The 17398-nt window shown below is 63.0% G+C and carries 8 protein-coding genes; 7 read left to right on the top strand and 1 reads right to left on the bottom strand.

The features are described from left to right. Window positions 1-122: 122 nt before the first annotated feature. From AC3WOG_RS32930 to ald, 4 genes are all read left to right on the top strand, one after another. A complete protein-coding gene (locus tag AC3WOG_RS32930; RefSeq protein WP_492581918.1) occupies window positions 123-1712 on the top strand; it encodes a glycoside hydrolase family 68 protein in 1590 nt (529 codons plus the stop codon). Window positions 1713-1879: 167 nt separating this feature from the next. Next, entirely contained in the window at window positions 1880-2131 is a 252-nt protein-coding gene (locus tag AC3WOG_RS32925; RefSeq protein WP_492581917.1) for a GntR family transcriptional regulator, read from the top strand. A 95-nt stretch (window positions 2132-2226) separates the two neighbouring features. Further along, on the top strand, window positions 2227-3855 hold the full coding sequence (locus AC3WOG_RS32920; protein WP_492581916.1) for a glycoside hydrolase family 32 protein: 1629 nt from the start codon (window positions 2227-2229) through the stop codon (window positions 3853-3855). 151 nt (window positions 3856-4006) lie between these two features. Continuing rightward, a complete protein-coding gene (ald, locus tag AC3WOG_RS32915) occupies window positions 4007-5122 on the top strand; it encodes an alanine dehydrogenase (RefSeq protein WP_492581915.1) in 1116 nt (371 codons plus the stop codon). A 139-nt stretch (window positions 5123-5261) separates the two neighbouring features. On the opposite strand, the gene AC3WOG_RS32910 is transcribed toward ald, so the two are convergent. Further along, window positions 5262-5519 carry a pentapeptide MXKDX repeat protein gene (locus AC3WOG_RS32910; protein WP_492581914.1) on the bottom strand — a complete coding sequence of 86 codons (258 nt, stop codon included), beginning with the start codon at window positions 5517-5519 and terminating at the stop codon, window positions 5262-5264. Between the two features lie 448 nt (window positions 5520-5967). Here AC3WOG_RS32910 and AC3WOG_RS32905 point away from each other — a divergent pair, with 448 nt between their 5' ends. From AC3WOG_RS32905 to AC3WOG_RS32895, 3 genes are read left to right on the top strand one after another with little or no spacing between them, the layout of a single operon-like run. Continuing rightward, a complete protein-coding gene (locus AC3WOG_RS32905) occupies window positions 5968-7533 on the top strand; it encodes a multicopper oxidase domain-containing protein (protein ID WP_492581913.1) in 1566 nt (521 codons plus the stop codon). 10 nt (window positions 7534-7543) lie between these two features. Beyond that, window positions 7544-9151, top strand: a complete 1608-nt coding sequence (locus AC3WOG_RS32900) for a multicopper oxidase domain-containing protein (RefSeq protein ID WP_492581912.1) — start codon at window positions 7544-7546, stop codon at window positions 9149-9151. 17 nt (window positions 9152-9168) lie between these two features. Then, window positions 9169-17391: a cadherin-like domain-containing protein gene (locus AC3WOG_RS32895; protein WP_492581911.1), complete on the top strand. Its 8223-nt coding sequence runs from the start codon at window positions 9169-9171 to the stop codon at window positions 17389-17391. The last annotated feature ends 7 nt before the right edge of the window (window positions 17392-17398 follow it).

Genomic DNA, 17398 nt, shown 5'->3' with positions numbered 1-17398 from the left:
ATGGTACAGCATCGCGCAAACGTTTGACTTCCAAACCGGTTTGACTTAGCATCCAAACCGGTTTTGTTGTGAATGTTTCGAAATATTACACGTTCTCTTCCACTCATAAGGACGCGGCCAAAATGGTATCTGTACGACTCTCACCTGCGGCGTCAGCCCGCACCCGCTTGCGCGCCGGCTTGGTGTCCGGTTCCCTGCTTGCCGTCACGGCGGTGCCCGCACTGGCTCAAACGGCTGCCGGGTTCCCAGCACCGACCCCGCACTCGCAGCAGGCCTATGACCCCGAAAGCAGCTTCACGATGCGCTGGACGCGTGCGGACGTCCGCCAGATCAAGGCGCAATCGCACACCGCGACGGCTGCGGACAAGAATTCGCTGCCGGCATCGCTGACCATGCCGGACATTCCGTCGGACTTTCCGCTGATCAACTCGAACGTCTGGGTGTGGGACACGTGGCCGCTTTCCGACGTCAAGGCGAATAACCTGAGCTTCAAGGGCTGGGAAGTCATCTTCTCGCTGACGGCCGATCCGCACGCGGGCTACTCGTTCGACGACCGTCACGTGCATGCTCGCATCGGCTTCTTCTATCGCCGGGCGGGGATTCCGGCCGCGCTGCGTCCGGCGAACGGCGGCTGGACCTACGGTGGGCACCTGTTCCCGGACGGCGCGAGCGTGAAGGTCTTCGGCACTGCGCCGATGACGCAGAACGCTGAATGGTCGGGCTCCGCGCGGATGCTGAACGGCAACAATGTCAGCCTCTACTACACCGCGCTGTCGTTCAACCGCACGGCTGAGGGCGGCCAGGACATCACGCCGCCGATCGCGATCATCACGCGCACGGACGGGCATATTCACGCCGACGACAAGCATGTGTGGTTCGACGGATTCGACCAGCACGACGCGCTGCTCGAACCGGACGGCAAGCTGTATCAGTCGCGCGATCAGAACGTGTACTACTCGTTCCGCGATCCGTTCGTGTTCGTCGACCCGGCGAATCCGGGCAAGACGTTCATGGTGTTCGAAGGCAACACGGCTGGCCCGCGTGGCGCCCGCACCTGTACCGAGGCCGACCTGGGTTATGCGCCTAACGATCCGTACAAGGAAGACCTCAATGCGGTGATGGATTCCGGCGCGACCTATCAGAAGGCGAACGTCGGTCTTGCGGTGGCCACGAACCAGCAGCTCACGCAGTGGAAGTTCCTGCCGCCGCTGCTGTCGGCCAACTGCGTCAACGATCAGACCGAGCGGCCGCAGATCTACATCAAGGACGGCAAGTACTACCTGTTCACGATCAGTCACCGGCCGACCTATGCAGCCGGCGTCACCGGTCCTGACGGCGTCTACGGTTTCGTCGGCAACGGCATTCGCAGCGACTTCCTGCCGTTGAACAAGGGCAGCGGCCTGGTGCTCGGCAATCCGACCGATCTCGATCAGCCGATCGGCGCGCCTTACGCGCTGGACCCGAATCAGAATCCGCGGGCATTCCAGTCGTACTCGCATTACGTGATGCCGGGCGGCCTCGTCGAATCGTTCATCGACGCGGTGGGTCCGCGCCGTGGCGGCACCTTGTCGCCGACCGTCAAGCTCAATATTCATGGCGACTCGACCGACCTCGACCGCAACTACGGCAAGGGCGGTCTGGGCGGCTACGGCGACATTCCGGCGAACGCCGACGCCAGCCCGGGCAATTCAGGCGGGAACAGCGCTCAATAAGGTGCCGTGCAGTCAAGCAGTCTGACGAAGGCCGGGCGGGTGGCGAGTCGGTTCGTTGCCCGCCCCGGCCGTTCGCCCGTTCGCCCATTCGCCCATGGCATGGCACTGGACGAGCGCCCGATCGTAGCCGTGTCCAACCGGCAAGCGCCAGTAGCGAGAACGCAGCGATGAAAGCCTGGATTCCAGATTTGTCTTCGTACAACGGACCCGCGTATCGCGCGGTGGTGGAGGCGATCGAAACGGCAATTGGATCCGGTCGCCTCAAGCCCGGCGATACCTTGCCTCCGCAACGGATGCTGGCGGACTTCCTCGGCTTGCACGTGAACACCGTCAATCGCGCCATCCGTGAGACGTCGCGCCGTGGCTTGACCGTCGGCAGCAGACGCAGGGGCACCGTCATTCTCAGGCTCTCCGCCTGATCGTTCGTCGACCCGATGAGCATTCATTGACTACGCGCGCGAGGCGTGGCGGTATCCCCGTTCACGCGCGTGCGCAGGTAGGAAAAAGGTAATCCATGTACGACCCGCAACGTCCCTTCATTTCCAAACCGCGCATGCTGACGGCTTGCCTGTTTGCACTGCTGACCGTTTCGGCCACAGCGTACGCTGCGCCATCCGCCCCGCTGGGCGTAGACGCTGCAGGCACCTCGCAATGGCGATCGGCGCTGCACTACACACCGCAACGCAACTGGATGAACGACCCCAACGGACTCGTCTTCTATAAGGGTCTTTATCACCTGTTCTATCAATACAATCCGGATGGAAATTCATGGGGCAACATGTCGTGGGGACATGCCACCAGCCGCGATCTCCTTCACTGGAGCGAGCAGCCTGTCGCCATGCATGTCACTGAAACCGAGGAGATCTTCTCCGGTTCCATCGTCGTGGATGCACACAACACCTCCGGATTGGGCCCGGCGAATTCGTCGCCGTTGATCGCGCTCTATACCAGCGTATACAAGGCCGGGTCCGGACATCAGCCGGGCACTCAGGCGCAATCGCTCGCCTACAGCACGGACGACGGCCGGACGTGGCGCAAATACGCGCACAATCCGGTGCTGACGCTCAACCCGGAATCGCAAAACTTTCGTGATCCGAAGGTTTCCTGGTACGCGCCGGGCGGTTACTGGCTGATGACTACCGTCGTTGCCGATGCACACGTGGTCAAGATGTACCGCTCGAACAATCTCATCGACTGGGATTTCCTCAGCGACTTCAGTCTTCCCGACATTCCTCATCGAGGGACACTCTGGGAGATGCCCGATCTGTTCCCGTTGCCTCTCGATGGAGACAGTCACAAGCAGAAGTGGGTGATGATCGTCAACGTCAATCCGTGGTCGATCGCGGGCGGATCCGGCGCAATGTATTTCGTCGGCGACTTCGACGGCAGGACGTTCACGCCGGAGAACGTGGCGCCGGCAGGTTCGGATCCCGCGCGCTACCAGTGGCTCGACCACGGCGCCGATTACTACGCAGCCGGAACCTTCGCCAATGCGCCGGACGGCAAGGCGGTCACGATCGGCTGGATGAGCAACTGGGACTACGCCGAACGCATACCGACCACACCGTGGAAGGGCGCCACGGCGCTTCCTCGCGAGCTCGCGCTGAAGACAGTCGACGGCATGCCGCGGCTGACATTCGAACCGGTGGAGCAATACGCGTCGCTCGTCAGCGAAGGGCCGGCCACGCGCATAAGAGAACTCAGTGTGTCCTCGTGCGTGGAGGAACTCGCCCCGTTTACCCGAGGCACTGTGCAGAACATCGACGTGACGATCAGCCCGCATTCGGCCCGGCGTGCCGGCCTCATCGTGCGAGGTTCGGCGAATGGCGATGTCGGCACGCGGATCTTCTACGACACCGCCAGCCAGACCTTGACGCTCGACCGTTCGAAGTCAGGCGAAACCGGCTTCTCGACTGCCTTCAGCAAGCAGCACATCGTCAAGCTGCCGCTGATGAACGGGCAGTTGCATCTCACCGTGGTGGTCGACAGGAATTCCGTGGAAGTATTTGCCGACCACGGCCGTACCGTCATCACGGATCTCGTCTTTCCGGCCGCTAACGATAACCGGGTTTCGGTCTTCGCCGACGGCGGCACGGCGACATTTAGCGATATGGCGATTACCAATCTTGTTCCGGCCAATTAGCAGAGTATGCTGGTGACAAACGACTTCTCGTGGGCGGCCAGCCACCGCTCGCTGAGACTTGCGCAGTGAAGCCGGCGCTATGCGTCGAAGAGCGAAGCAAAGCATGAAGCCGGCCGCGGCGCGATAACAACAAACTATATGGAGGCGACACATGTTGATCGGCGTACCGAAGGAAATCAAGAACCATGAATATCGCGTGGGTTTGACGCCGGCGAGCGTGCGCGAATTGACCAGCCGTGGTCATCAGGTGATGGTGCAGTGCGGGGCAGGCGCCGCGATCGGTCTATCCGACGAGGCCTACGCGGCGGCCGGAGCAACGTTGTGTAGTACTGCGGCGGAAATCTTTGCGCAGGCCGGCATGATCGTCAAGGTCAAGGAGCCGCAGCCTGCCGAGTGCGCGATGTTGCGGGCGGGGCAGATCCTCTATACGTACCTGCATCTCGCGCCCGATCCTGTGCAGACCGCCGCATTGGTGAAGTCCGGCGCGGTCTGCATCGCCTACGAGACGATCACCGGTCCGGGCGGCGGGCTGCCGTTGCTCGCGCCCATGAGCGAAGTGGCGGGCCGCATGTCGATCCAGGCCGGAGCGGCGCACCTGGAAAAATCGAAGGGCGGCATCGGCTTGTTGCTCGGCGGCGTGCCGGGTGTTGCACCGGCGCATGTGGTGATCATCGGCGCGGGCGTCGTCGGAACCAATGCCTTGCAGATCGCGGTGGGAATGGGCGCGAAGGTCACGAGTCTCGATACCAACGTGGATCGCCTGCGTCAACTGGATCTGGTTTTCGGCAATCGCATCACGACTCTCTACTCCAATGGCCAGAGTATCGAAGAGTCCGTGCTCGACGCCGACCTCGTGATCGGCGGCGTGCTGATACCGGGGGCGGCGGCGCCCAAGCTCGTGACGCGGAACATGATTGCGGGGATGAAGGCGGGCGCGGTTGTCGTCGACGTGGCGATCGATCAGGGCGGCTGCTTCGAAACTTCGCATCCGACAACGCATGCCAAGCCGACCTATCTGGTCGACGGCGTCGTCCACTATTGCGTGGCGAACATGCCCGGCGCAGTGGCCAGAACCTCCACTTTCGCGCTGAACAATGCCACGATTCGTCACGCGATCTCGCTTGCGGACAAGGGCTGGAAACGTGCGCTCAAGGACGATGCGCATCTGAAAGCCGGCTTGAACGTGTGCGAAGGGCAGGTGACCTACGAAGCGGTCGCAAGGGATCTGAACTACGTGTACGTCGCACCCGACAGCCTGCTAGGCTGAGGCCGGCAGCGATGCCGTGGACACGCGACGCGTGTCCACAGCACGATGATGAGTTGGGGTTGTCCGTTTGGCCTGCGGCTCGTCAGCCTTAAGCAACTGCGTCTGCCTCGCGCACGCGACATGATCGATGCGCGCATCCCTACTGCTTCACCTCGTCGTTTCTGGTTTCGTCTTTAGCCATGCTGTCATGGCTCATTGCGTCTTCCTTCATCGCCTCTTCTTTCATCCCGTCTTTGGCCATGCTGTCGACGCTCGTCGCATCGTGCTCCGTTGCCGTGGTCTCCTGACTCATTGCGTCTTTTGACGCCGGGTCGTTTGACGCGCTATCGGCAGCGAAGGCGCCCGCGCTTGCGAGCGTTACGCAACTCGCGAGAATGATGGCAGTTAGCTTGTTCATGATGTGATCCTTCAGTAATTCAATGGGGAGGCCGGAAATCTCAGGAGCGGCGGGGCGACGGTGCGGACCTCGTCTTGTCCTCAATCCGTTGTAACCCTGGCGCTTTCCAGTGTCCGACGGCCGGGCACTGTTTCCACATTTTTGCCTCGATGGACATGAAGGGAAGTGGGGATTCCCGCCGAACGGCATGGGTAAAAACCCGCCATGCAGGCAATGTGGAACGCTGCACTGCACCAGGCGTTCGATCGCTGTCTCCGGCAAAACCAATCTGAGTACCGTCGCTGGGTTTGCCCTACCGCAAGTGTAGGGGGGTGACCCATCCCAGGCTAAGTCGCTCTTGGTCAGAATCCAGATACGGGCTGATGTAAGAACGTAACCAGCCCGCATTCGCAGTAGAGCATGACGTCCAGCGCGTATCGCGCTGGCTGACCCCTGGGCTGGAGGTCATATGTTCAGTACCCGCGCATTTCTCAGTAGTGTTGCGACACTACTGTTACTGTTGTTCGCCATTCCTTCATTCGCGCAATCGTTCCGGGTGCAATGCCCGCCAACCACGCCGGCGCATCCGACGGCGCTGCTGCCCGGTGCAGGGGAGCCCGCCTACACCGGGCCGTCCTACACCGGACAGACTTCCGTGTCGACAGGCGTCGTCAACGGCGCGATCAAGTGCCAGCAGATCTCGGGCGGCGACGGTTACGCAACGATGGCCAACGGCGTGCAGACCTACCTGTTCGCTTTCGGCCCGTTGTCCGGGCTCGCCGACATCAAGGCGGGTCTTCCCGGCACAGAGTTCGCCTCGGTGTTCAACACCGTCGGCGATCCGAGAACGGACCCGACCTACAACGGCGCGGTCGGCCTCGTTCCCGATCCGGAATCCGTGCCTCCAGGCCAGCTGACCGGCCACGTCGATCCACGGCCGATCATGGATGTCGGCGTGATGAACGGCAACGAGCCGGCACCGACGATGGCGATCGACGAGGACGATGAGTTCTTCCTCACGCTGACGAACGTCGGGATGATCATGCGCCCCGACCTGTTCGAGAGGCACACGGTGCACTTCCACGGCTACCCGAACGCCTCGTCGTTCTATGACGGCGTGCCGGACGCGTCGGTGGCGATCAACATCGGCGCGAGCTTCACGTACTACTACCTCGCACCGGATGCGGGCACCTATTTCTGGCACTGCCACATCACGCCGCCGGAACACCTGCAGATGGGCATGGTCGGCCAGATCTTCGTGCGGCCGCGCCAGAACCGCGTGCCCGGCGGGCAGTCGCTGTACAACTCGCTGGCCGCGCAGCAGCAGGATCTGCGCACGGCGTGCGGCAACGACATTCTGTGCACGACGCCGCTGCCGCCGCAGAACAGCGTGCTCCACGTCAACAACAAGAGCGGCACGCCGACGCTGTACGCGTACAACGACGGCGACGGCTCGACCGCCTACGACGTCGAATACCCGGTGCAGATACACGGTTTCGATCCGAACTTCCACTTCGTGGGCATGACGTTCAATCCGGAGCCGTTCACCGACATGAAGGACAAGTTCTTCATGTTGAACGGACGCAGCTATCCGGACACCGTGAATCCGAACCCGCTCTCCACGCCGGTGGCGGACGGCACGCAGCATTTCTCACAGCCGCTGCCGACGCTGATCAACATTCCGGCCGGCGGCCGTGCGCTGCTGCGCATCTCGGACCTCGACGTCACCGAGTATCAAACTCTGGCGACGCTCGGCATTCCGATGCACGTGGTCGGGATCAATGCCCGCTTGTTGCGCGACATGTCCGGCAACGACATGACCTACAACACGAACTCGATCACGATGGGCGGCGGCGAATCGATGGACGTCATCCTCGACGCCAGCGACACGACGAAGTATCAGCCGGGCGCGATCTATTACCTGTACACGCCGAATCTGGATCACCTGGCGAACGACCAGGAGAATTTTGGCGGCTTGATGACCGAGGTCCATATCTGCCATGCGGTGGATCCGACCACGAAGTCCTGCACCTAGGAGAAGAGCCGTGGCCCACATCACTCACCACACATGGCGCGCGGCGCTCGCGCAGCTTGGACGGCTTGCGCGAGTCGGCGCGGCAACGTTCGCCGCGCTCGTCTGCATGCACGCGCAAGCGGCAGCGCCGGGTATCACAGGGACGCACTTCGATCTGAGCGCCGAGGCAAACCGCATCACCCAACCCGATGGTGCGAGCGTTTACTCGTGGGGCTATGGATGCCGCCTCGCGCCGGCCGGCTTCTCGCCGCCCACGATCGCGGGCGCGACCTGCCCGAGCATGCAGATTCCCGGTCCGACACTGATCGTCAAACAGGGCGACGTCGTCACGGTGACGCTCACCAATAACCTGCCGGCCGCGGCGGGCAACACGTCGATCCTCTTTCCTGGATTTCAGGTCTGCGCCGCGGCGTTGAACCCCGATGGAACCTGTCCGGCTGCGCTCACCGGCGTGCCCGGATTGCTGACGCGCGAAGCCGCCCACGGCGGCACGGTCACGTATAGCTTCGTCGCGGCGTCGCCTGGCACGCACGCGTACTACAGCGGCACGCAGGGCGATCTGCAGATCGAAATGGGCCTGTACGGCGCGATCATTGTTTTGCCGACCTCGGCGCCCGGGACGGTTGCAGTGCCGACGGGTTGCCGCGCGGTGGCGGCAACGCTGCCGGATGGGCAGACGGACTTCCGCAACGCCGCCGCGGCCTATAACCACAACGCGGCCTGTTACGACCGCGAGTATCTGTTCCAGTTCTCCGAAATAGATCCGCGCATCCATACGCAGGCGGAACAGCAGGCTGCGAACGCCTGCACGCAGCCAAACGGTTGCATGAGTGTCGAGACAGAGCCGTATCACCCAGCCTATTTCATGGTCAACGGCCGTTCGATGCCTGACGACATGGATCCGAACTATGCGGTGCAGTATCCGCACCAGCCCTACAACGGCAATCCACACATGCATCCAGGTGAACTGGTGCTGTTGCGGATCGTCGGTACCGGCCGCTGGCAGCATCCGTTCCACGAGCACGGCAATCACGTGCGGGTGCTGGCGCGCGACGGCAACCTGTTGCTGAGCAAGACGGACGCGACCAAGGTGGCCGGCCCCTTGCTGTTCACGACGACCACGACGCCGGGTCTCGCGATGGACGGGATTTTCTACTGGACAGGCAAGGGTCTGAACTGGGACGTCTACGCGCATAAGCCCGGCGACGGCAGTGTCTGCATTCCGGATGCGAACGGCTACTACACGGCAGACCCGCACGCGCCGAACTACTACGAGTGGTGCGCCGATCACAACAAGGCGCTCGAAGCCCATCCGTTCGGCAACGTCGGCAGCGGCGGCCCGGTCACGCTGCCTGACTCGCACGTCCTGACGAACGGCTTCTGGTATGGCGGCAGTCCTTACCTCGGACCGGACGCGACCATACGCGCCACGGCGCCCACCGGGACCACGCCGCCGAGCGGGACGGTCGTGAATCCACCGGGATCCGAAGCAGGTTTCGCATTCATGTGGCACTCGCATAACGAGCGCGAGATCACCACGAACAACATCTTCCCTGGCGGAATGATGATGATGATGCTCGTCGATCCACAGGTTTTCCTGATTGACGAATCCAATTAGAGGCGGGGAGAAGCGCGATGAGATCCACCCAGTTTAAGGCGACCCTCTTCGACGTGTTCAAGGCAGGGGTCACGGCGTGCGTTTTGCTAACGGCCAATGGCGTATCTTTCGCCCAGGTCGTCAATCTGACGGCGAAAGCGGCGACTGCCACGTTGCCCGACGGGCAGGCTGTGCCGATGTGGGGCTACACCTGTACGCCGGCTGCGGTGGCGCCGGCTACTTGTGCAGCGGCGAATCCGGGTGCCGGAGCGAACTGGTCGCCGGTGGTGATTACGGTGCCGCCAGGACCGCTGACGATCAAGCTCACCAATAGCTTGCCCGGCTCGGTGCCGACCTCGCTCGTCATCGCGGGGCAATTGGGCGGCGGATTGGGGACGACAGCGACAAGCATGCCGAGTCCCCCGCATCCGACACAAACCGCGACGACCTGGCCGATTGCGTCCAGCGCGACCGGCGCGACCTTCACGCCGCCCGCGCAAGGCCCTCGTGTCCAGTCGTTTGCAACCGAGGTGGCGACGGGCCAGACAACCTCGCTTACCTGGAACAATCTCAGCCCCGGCACTTATCTGATCGAGTCGGGAACGCATCCGTCGATCCAGGGGCCGATGGGGCTGTACGGCGTGCTGGTGGTGAAGACGCCGGTCGGCGGCAGCGTGAGCTGCCCGGTAGCGTCGCAGACCTATCAGGCCTATCCGAATATCTGCTATGACGCCGATGTGCCGCTCCTGCTGAGCGAAATCGATCCCGTGCAAAACGCTGCTGCCGCTGCGGCGGTGACGACGACGGGCTTCAGCGAAACCCTGGTGTGGTCGGGTCAGCCCGGCGGCTGCGGCGATTCGAAGTCGACGTCGTTCGGCACCTGCTATCCGCCGACGGTGAACTACGAGCCTCGCTACTACCTGATCAACGGTGTCGCCTTCGACCGTACGAACCCCAACGCCTCGGCATTTGCCGTCGCCGCGCCTGCGTCTACTGGCCAGGTGCTCGTGCGCTTCGTGAACGCCGGTCTGCGGATGCACGTTCCGTCGGTGGTGGGCGCGCAAACCGGCACGCCTGCTGTATCCGGTTTCTCGCTGATCGCAGAGGACGGCAATCTGTTGCCCGGCAATGCGCGAGTCCAGTCGGAAGTGTTTCTGGCGGCCGGCAAGACGCAGGACGTGTTGTTGAACGCACCCGCAACGGGCGCATTGGCGCTCCCGGTGTTCGACCGCGAATTGAGCCTGTCCACCAACAATCAGCGCGATGGCGGGATGCAGGGCTACATCAGCGTCAATAGCGGCGCGCTGCCGACCTCGTCAGCTGGCACGCCGAACGCGATCGCCAATCCCGACAAGTACTTCCTCGTCGCGGGCAACACGTTGACGGTGACGGACAAGTCGAAAGGCGTGATCGCCAATGACATCAATGTCTACGGCGTTCAGGTCAAGACCCAGCCTACCGGCGGCGTGCTCACGCTGAACCCGGACGGCACGTTCACCTACGTGCCGAACGCCGGCACGACGTCCGACAGCTTCGTGTATCAGGCGAACGGCAATCCCGCGGTGACGGCGACGGTGACGCTGGCCGCCTGTACCTCCGGTTCGGGCTGTCTGTCCGGTGCGCCGGTGGCCAACAGCGGCAGTTACACGAGCAACATCGCGTCGCGACTGCAGATCGGCGCGCCCGGCGTGCTCGCCAACGCGAGGGATCCGGCCGGGCTTGCGCTCACCGCAACTATGTCGGGCGCCGCGGCCGGCGGGACTGTCACGCTGAATGCCGACGGATCGTTCACCGCCGTACCCACGGCGGCGCCGGTCGGCAATGCGACGGCGAATGTGACGTTCCAGTACAAGGCCGTGAATTCGCAGAACACGTCGAGCGCTGCCGCGACCGTGACGGTGACGTTCAAGGGCGGCAGCGGACTGACCGTCAAGGTGCTGGATGCGCCGAGCACGGCGCCTGGCAAGACCGCGGTTCAGCTTGGCGACTACCGCTGGATCATCGAGGAAGACCGCACCTTCCAGATCGATCCTGCCTGCCAGGTGAACACGACACCGCGTCCGGCTACGTGCCCGCCGCTGCCGGTTCCCAGTCTGGGCGCAAGCTTCCACACCAGCTACATGCCTGTGGTGGCAGCAGGCTGTGTCGGCAAGGTCGCCTGCGAGTCGGGGCAGACGGTGTATGACCCGGCGACCAACTCTCACCTGCCGGCAGTGTGCGACATCGGCGACGGCGTGTGCCGCACGAGCGCTGCGCAACAGGTGCCGGTCGATCCGGCGCAAGTGGCGCTCGATCCGACCAAGCACTATTACATCTCGGTCTTGCCTGGTGATGCAGGCAACAGCTTTGGGAACGGTGCGGGCCTGCCGCAGCCGGTCGATCCAAGCAACCCCACCGGGGCAATGAGACAGTTCGATATCGCCAAGGACTGCCCGTCGGGTCCCGGCGGCGCGGATTTTGCGCCGGGCACGGGCAAGTGCGGCCACACCATGAGCGGTGCGCCGATCGCGCCGGGACAGAAGAGCGTCAACGTGCTGGCGCAACAGACGCCGATGGCGACCGCGAAGGTCTCGGTGTTCGTCTTCGAGGATGACGCCCCGCTCAATGGCGAAGTGGACGTTAGTGGCGGAACCGATGTGTTCGGTACGTCGCGCGAGCCAGGACTCGGCGGCTTTGAAATCAAGCTCTGGGATGACGCGGGCGGCACCGGCGACCCGACCGGACAGATGACTTACGACATGTTCAACATGCCGCTGTCCAATTCCTTGCAGGGGACTATCGATCCGGTCACCGGGCTGAATGCCTGCCCGATTTCGACGTCGACCGACGGTCTCGTCGGCATGGTCCCGACGTGTCCGAAATACGAGTCGGATGGCAAGACGCTGTCGCCGCTCGTCGGCCAGGCCATCATTGCCAATCTGATGCCCGGCCGGTACGGCATCGTCGCGACACCCGCGGCCGATAGAATCGGCAGAGGCGAGGAATGGCTGCAGACGAACACGCTGGACGGACAGAAGGGCCACGACGCTTTCATCAAGGTGGGCGGCCCGGCGTACTTCCAGGAATTCGGCCCGGCGGGTTTTCACGTCGCGATCGGCTTTGCCAATCCGAAAATCATCAATGCCCGCCTGCCGCTCCTCTGCACAGGCGCCGCAGCCGCGACGTGCAACAACGGGCTCAAGGGCAGGGTAACGAACCTGCACTACAGCCGTCCGCCGAACGAGAACCTCTACGGTGCAGGTTCGCGCACCTCGCTGGGTTTCACACAGTGCTACGTGAGCGTCGGCGATCCGGACGGAGAAGATGTCGCCTTCACCAAGTGCAATGCCGACGGAACCTTCAGCTTTAGCGGCCTGCCCCCTGGCACGTACAGAATCACGATCTTCGATCAATGGAACGATCAGATCGTCGATGGGCTCGCGACGGCGGTCAAGCTGGCGGGCGGCCAAACCGCGGACGTCGGGGATCTTTCGGTGCTCCAGTGGCACACGAATCTCTACACCCGGACCTTCATGGACCTGAACGGCTCCGGCGTCTCGCAGCCGAGCTCCCCGGGGCTCGCGCTGGTACCGACCAATGTCCGCTTCCGCGACGGCAGCTTTTCGAATTTCAACAACACCGACCTGAACGGCTATGCGTCGTTTAACGAAGTGTTCCCGCTGTTCAACTGGTACGTCGTCGACACCGATGAGACCCGCTTCAAGCAGACGGGCGTACACGTGGTCTATGACGCAGGCGGCCCACCCGACGGCACGCCTGGCGGGGGCGCCTCGACCATTGCCGCCAACTATGCCAACACGCTGGAATCGGCGACGGCGCACCTGCCGACGAACCTGCGCGTGCCGGGCGCGGTGTATTGCAACGATGCGGACTGCACCGACCGTTCGGGCACGAACCCGTCGACCGGCAGAGTCGATCCGCCGTGGGTGACCACGATGGGCTGGCAGGGCTTCTCCGGCCAGAGTTCCTTCATCGAATTCGGCAAGGCGCAATTTGGCGCGAATGAAAACGGCGGCATCAGGGGCGAAGTCATCTATGCATCGACGCGGCCGTTCGACGATCCGTCGCTGCTGATCCACACGAAGTGGACGCCTGACGTGCCGAACGTCACGGTGAACCTGTATCAGGAGGGCACTGCGGCAGACGGCACCACCAGCCTGACGCTGGTCGACACGACCAGGACCGCCAGCTGGGATGACTGGGCGCAGGGCTTCCGCTCGGACGGCGTGCCGAACATGAACTGTCCGGGACAGGAGACCAGCGACCCGTTCTTCTTCACGCTGAAGGACACCACCCAGTGGCTCGATCCGCAGCATCGTGCGCTACCGGCCCATTCGCAGTTCAAGTGCTACGACGGCATGCACGCGTTCAACCAGCTGCAGCCGGCGCCGTACGACGGCATGTACAAATTCCCCAGCGTAACGGGCAGGAATCCGACCACCGGCAAGCCGACCGCGACGAATTGCTCGATCTGCGTGGCGAATCCTTCTGGCGACGGCACGCAGATGCTGCCTGCCGGCAAGTACGTGGTCGAAGTGATCGTGCCGCCGGGCTACGAACTGGTGAAGGAGGAAGACAAGAACATCCTGATCGGCGACAACTACATCGCGCCGGTAACGCAGCAGTTCGGCGGCATCGGCAACATCTTCATCCTGCCAGACCAGGCTGCGGTGAATTCCACTTATAACCGGAACAATGCGCAGAATCCGACCCAGAATCTCGGATCCAACACGTACTCCCGGAATGAGGGCGACACGGGCAGCATCGAAACCTTCTGGCCTTGCGTCGGCGCGTTGCGAATCGTGCCTGACTTTATCAGCCTGTTCCCGGGCTCGCAGGAAGTCTCGCCGTTCGCGGGCGCCTCGCGGCACCTGTGCGACCGCAAGGAAGTGACGGTGTCGCCCCAGATGACCGTGCTGGCGAAGTTCTGGATCTTCAGTTCGACGCACGTCGCCGCGCACTACACCGGCTTCATGCTGGACGACTTCTCATCGGAGTTCGATCCGTATTCGCCGCAATTCGGCGAAAAGTTCGCGGTGCCGAACGTGCCGATCTCGATGAAGGATTTTGCCGGCAACGAAGTCGCTCGCACCTATTCGGACCAATGGGGCATCTTCAACGGGTTGAACTATTCGACCTGGCAGGTCAACCCGCCGAACCCGACCGGCTATGCGCCGACCATGATGGTCGCCTGCATGAACGACCCGGACTTGCCCGACCCGGCGCATCCTGGCCAGACGATTCGCGATCCCCTGTTCAACCCGGCGTACAGCCAGTTCTGCTACGAGATTCCGTTCATGCCTGGACAGACCCAGTATATGGATACGCCGGTGGTGCCGGTCTCGGCCTTCGCGGAAGGCTACGACCAGCCTGACTGCGCGTACCCGGATGCCACGCCCGCGATCGCCAGCGTCACCGGCGACTCGAGCGGCGGCGGCGCGGGCCCGTGGGTCAGCACGTTCGGCCACACGCTGACGATCAAGGCTCAGGGCAACCAGCAGGTGGTGAACCATGCGTACACGGGCCCGAGCGCGACCACGGCGCCGTTCAACCAGAAGTTCCTCACGCGCCACTATGGCTTCGGTGCGCAACGGGGAACGGTGACGATCGGCGGCATGCCGGCACCCGTGACTTCATGGAGCGATACGCAGATCACGGTGATCGTGCCTCCTTTGCTCGGGTCGCAGTCGAGCTGCACGATCCAGCAACGCGGCGTACTGACGCCTACGATGTGCGGTGAACTCGTCATCACGGCTGGCAACGGCAAGCGCTCGATCGATACGGTCACCGTCACGATCGGCGGCAAGCCGCCGACCTACGTGAACGGTGAGAACGCCACGAACAACGCGATCCAGACCGCCATCGACCAGGCAACCCCGGGCGACATGATCGTCGTCGGCCCGGGTGTCTATAACGAAATGCTGCTCATGTGGAAGCCGGTCCGGCTCCAAGGCGTCGGTGCGACCTCAGTGACGGTCAACGCGAATACGCATCCGTCGGGCAAGATGGACCCGTGGCGCAGGCAGGTTGGCTGTCTGTTCGGCGATGCATTGAACGGCGGCCTGATCTCGGCGAGCAATCCGTACGATCCGAACGGTACCTATTCCTGCTCGACGGCGATGCAACGCAAAGTCGACGGGATCCCGTTCGAACCCATCTCCGGCTGGGACTTCAACCTCAACGGCAATCTCGCTGAACTGCTGATCGAACCGACGCTGATGGGCGCGTATGAAGGCGCGGCAATCACTGTCCTCGGCAAGGGCGTGAAGGACGTGCTGGTGGGCGGCGTGCTGCAACCCGATCCGAACTGCACCGCGAACGGCATCTGCGCGCCGCTCACGAACAGCAACGCGGATTGCACGACGTATTCGAGCAACTTCCTGTGCAATCCGTCGCGGATCGACGGCATGACCTTCACCAACAGCTCGCAAGGCGGCGGCGGGATCTTCCTGCACGGCTGGAACCATTACACGGAGGTCTCGAACAACCGTGTCTTCGCCAACGCAGGGACGCTCACGGGCGGCATCACGGTGGGCCAGGTCGAAACACCCGACGGGACCATTGCCGGAGACGGTGTGACCCAGTTGCCGTTCCAGTTCAATGCGCATGTGAACGTGCACCACAACGCGGTCACCTCGAACGCTTCGTACGGCGACGAAATCAACTCGACCACGCCTTCGTCAGCGGGCGGTGTGACCTTCTGTACAGGTGCCGATTACTATCACTTCAACTACAACTGGATCTGCGGCAACATGAGCAGCGGCGATGGCGGCGGTGTCGCGCACTTCGGCTTCAGCTACAACGGCGACATCTCGCACAACTGGGTGCTGTTCAACCAGAGCAACAACCCGACATTGCCCACCTACGGCGGCGGTGTGATTGCCCAGGGCGTACCGCCTGACGGCACGTTCTGCGAGAACACGACCACGGACGTCGATTGCGCGCCTCAGCTTTCGGACGGCGTAGGCCCCGGCCTCGTGCTCGACGGCAATCTGATCGTCGGCAACACGGCGGAAAGCGGCAAGGGCGGCGGCCTGCGGCTGCAGAACGTCAACGGCACCGATGTGCAACGCAGCCCCAGCAACCAGAACGCGTGGTATCAGGTTCGCGTGATCAACAACATCATTGCGAACAACGTGGCCGGGTGGGCGGGAGGTGGCGTCTCGCTGCAGGATGCGGTGCGGGTGAGCTTCGTCAACAACACGGTCGTCTCCAACGACGCGACAGCGTCGGCAGGCGTGCTCTTTAACACCGCTGCCGCCGCGCAAGCCAACGTTGGGCCGCCGAACTGCACGACGGTGGGGTCGGAAACGACGTGCAATCCGATCACGACGTCGACTTACCAGCCGGCTGGGTTGGAGACCGCGCGCCATACGTCGAACTTCATTGCCGCGTTCACCAACCCGGGTGTGGTGTGCCCGACGGGTCAGCCCAACTGCACGACGTTCTCGAACCCGGTGCTGACCAACAATCTGATCTGGCAAAACCGCACGTTCTATATCACGGTGGGAGGGCCGAATAAGAACATCGCCGGCCTGCAGAACGCGGTCGCGTTGAATCCGTCGTTGAATCAGGCAGGCAAGGCGACGGGCTATTGCGATCCGAATGCGGTCTACTGGGATATCGGCGCGTTCGGCGACACCTCGGCCAGCAGCCGTCAGGCGGGTATGTCGATGAATCCGCAGTATTCGATTCTGACCGACGCGGGCGACTACCCTGGGGCGCATAACAGCAACCTGAATCCAGCGGTAGTGCACCAGTACTGCAACGGTTCGCGTGTGCCGCCGGAAGCGGGCGGGATCGGTATCACGGTGCCCCCGGGCATTTCGGATACGGTTCTTCCGAATCCGCTGTTCACCCTGATGCCGTCGGCGACGCCGGATGAAGGCAACCAGTGGATCAACATGTCGTACGGTCCTCTGTCGCTGTTCAACGAAGCGCTCACGTCGGGCAGCACTGGCTATAACGTCATGCTGGGCAACTACTCGATCAAGTCGGGTTCGCCGGCCATCAACAACGGCACGTCAGCCGGTGCGCCGAATCACGACATCTTCGGCACGCGGCGGCCGCAAGGCGCCGGATACGATATCGGTGCGGTCGAGTTCGTGCAGGCCGGCCTGTTCGGCGGCCTCACGATCGATCCGCTCGCATTGGGGAGCCAATCGGGCGGTCTGCTCGGCCTGTTGCAGGGCGTGGCGTCGACCTTCGGGGGGGCGCCGCTGCTGAATCCGGCGCAAGTGCTGCCGCCGGCCATACCGTGAAGGGGAC

This window comes from Paraburkholderia sp. FW306-02-B (assembly GCF_058782725.1).
Note: the sequence above shows the minus strand (reverse complement) of the source record. Positions and strands in the feature narration are given on the sequence as shown.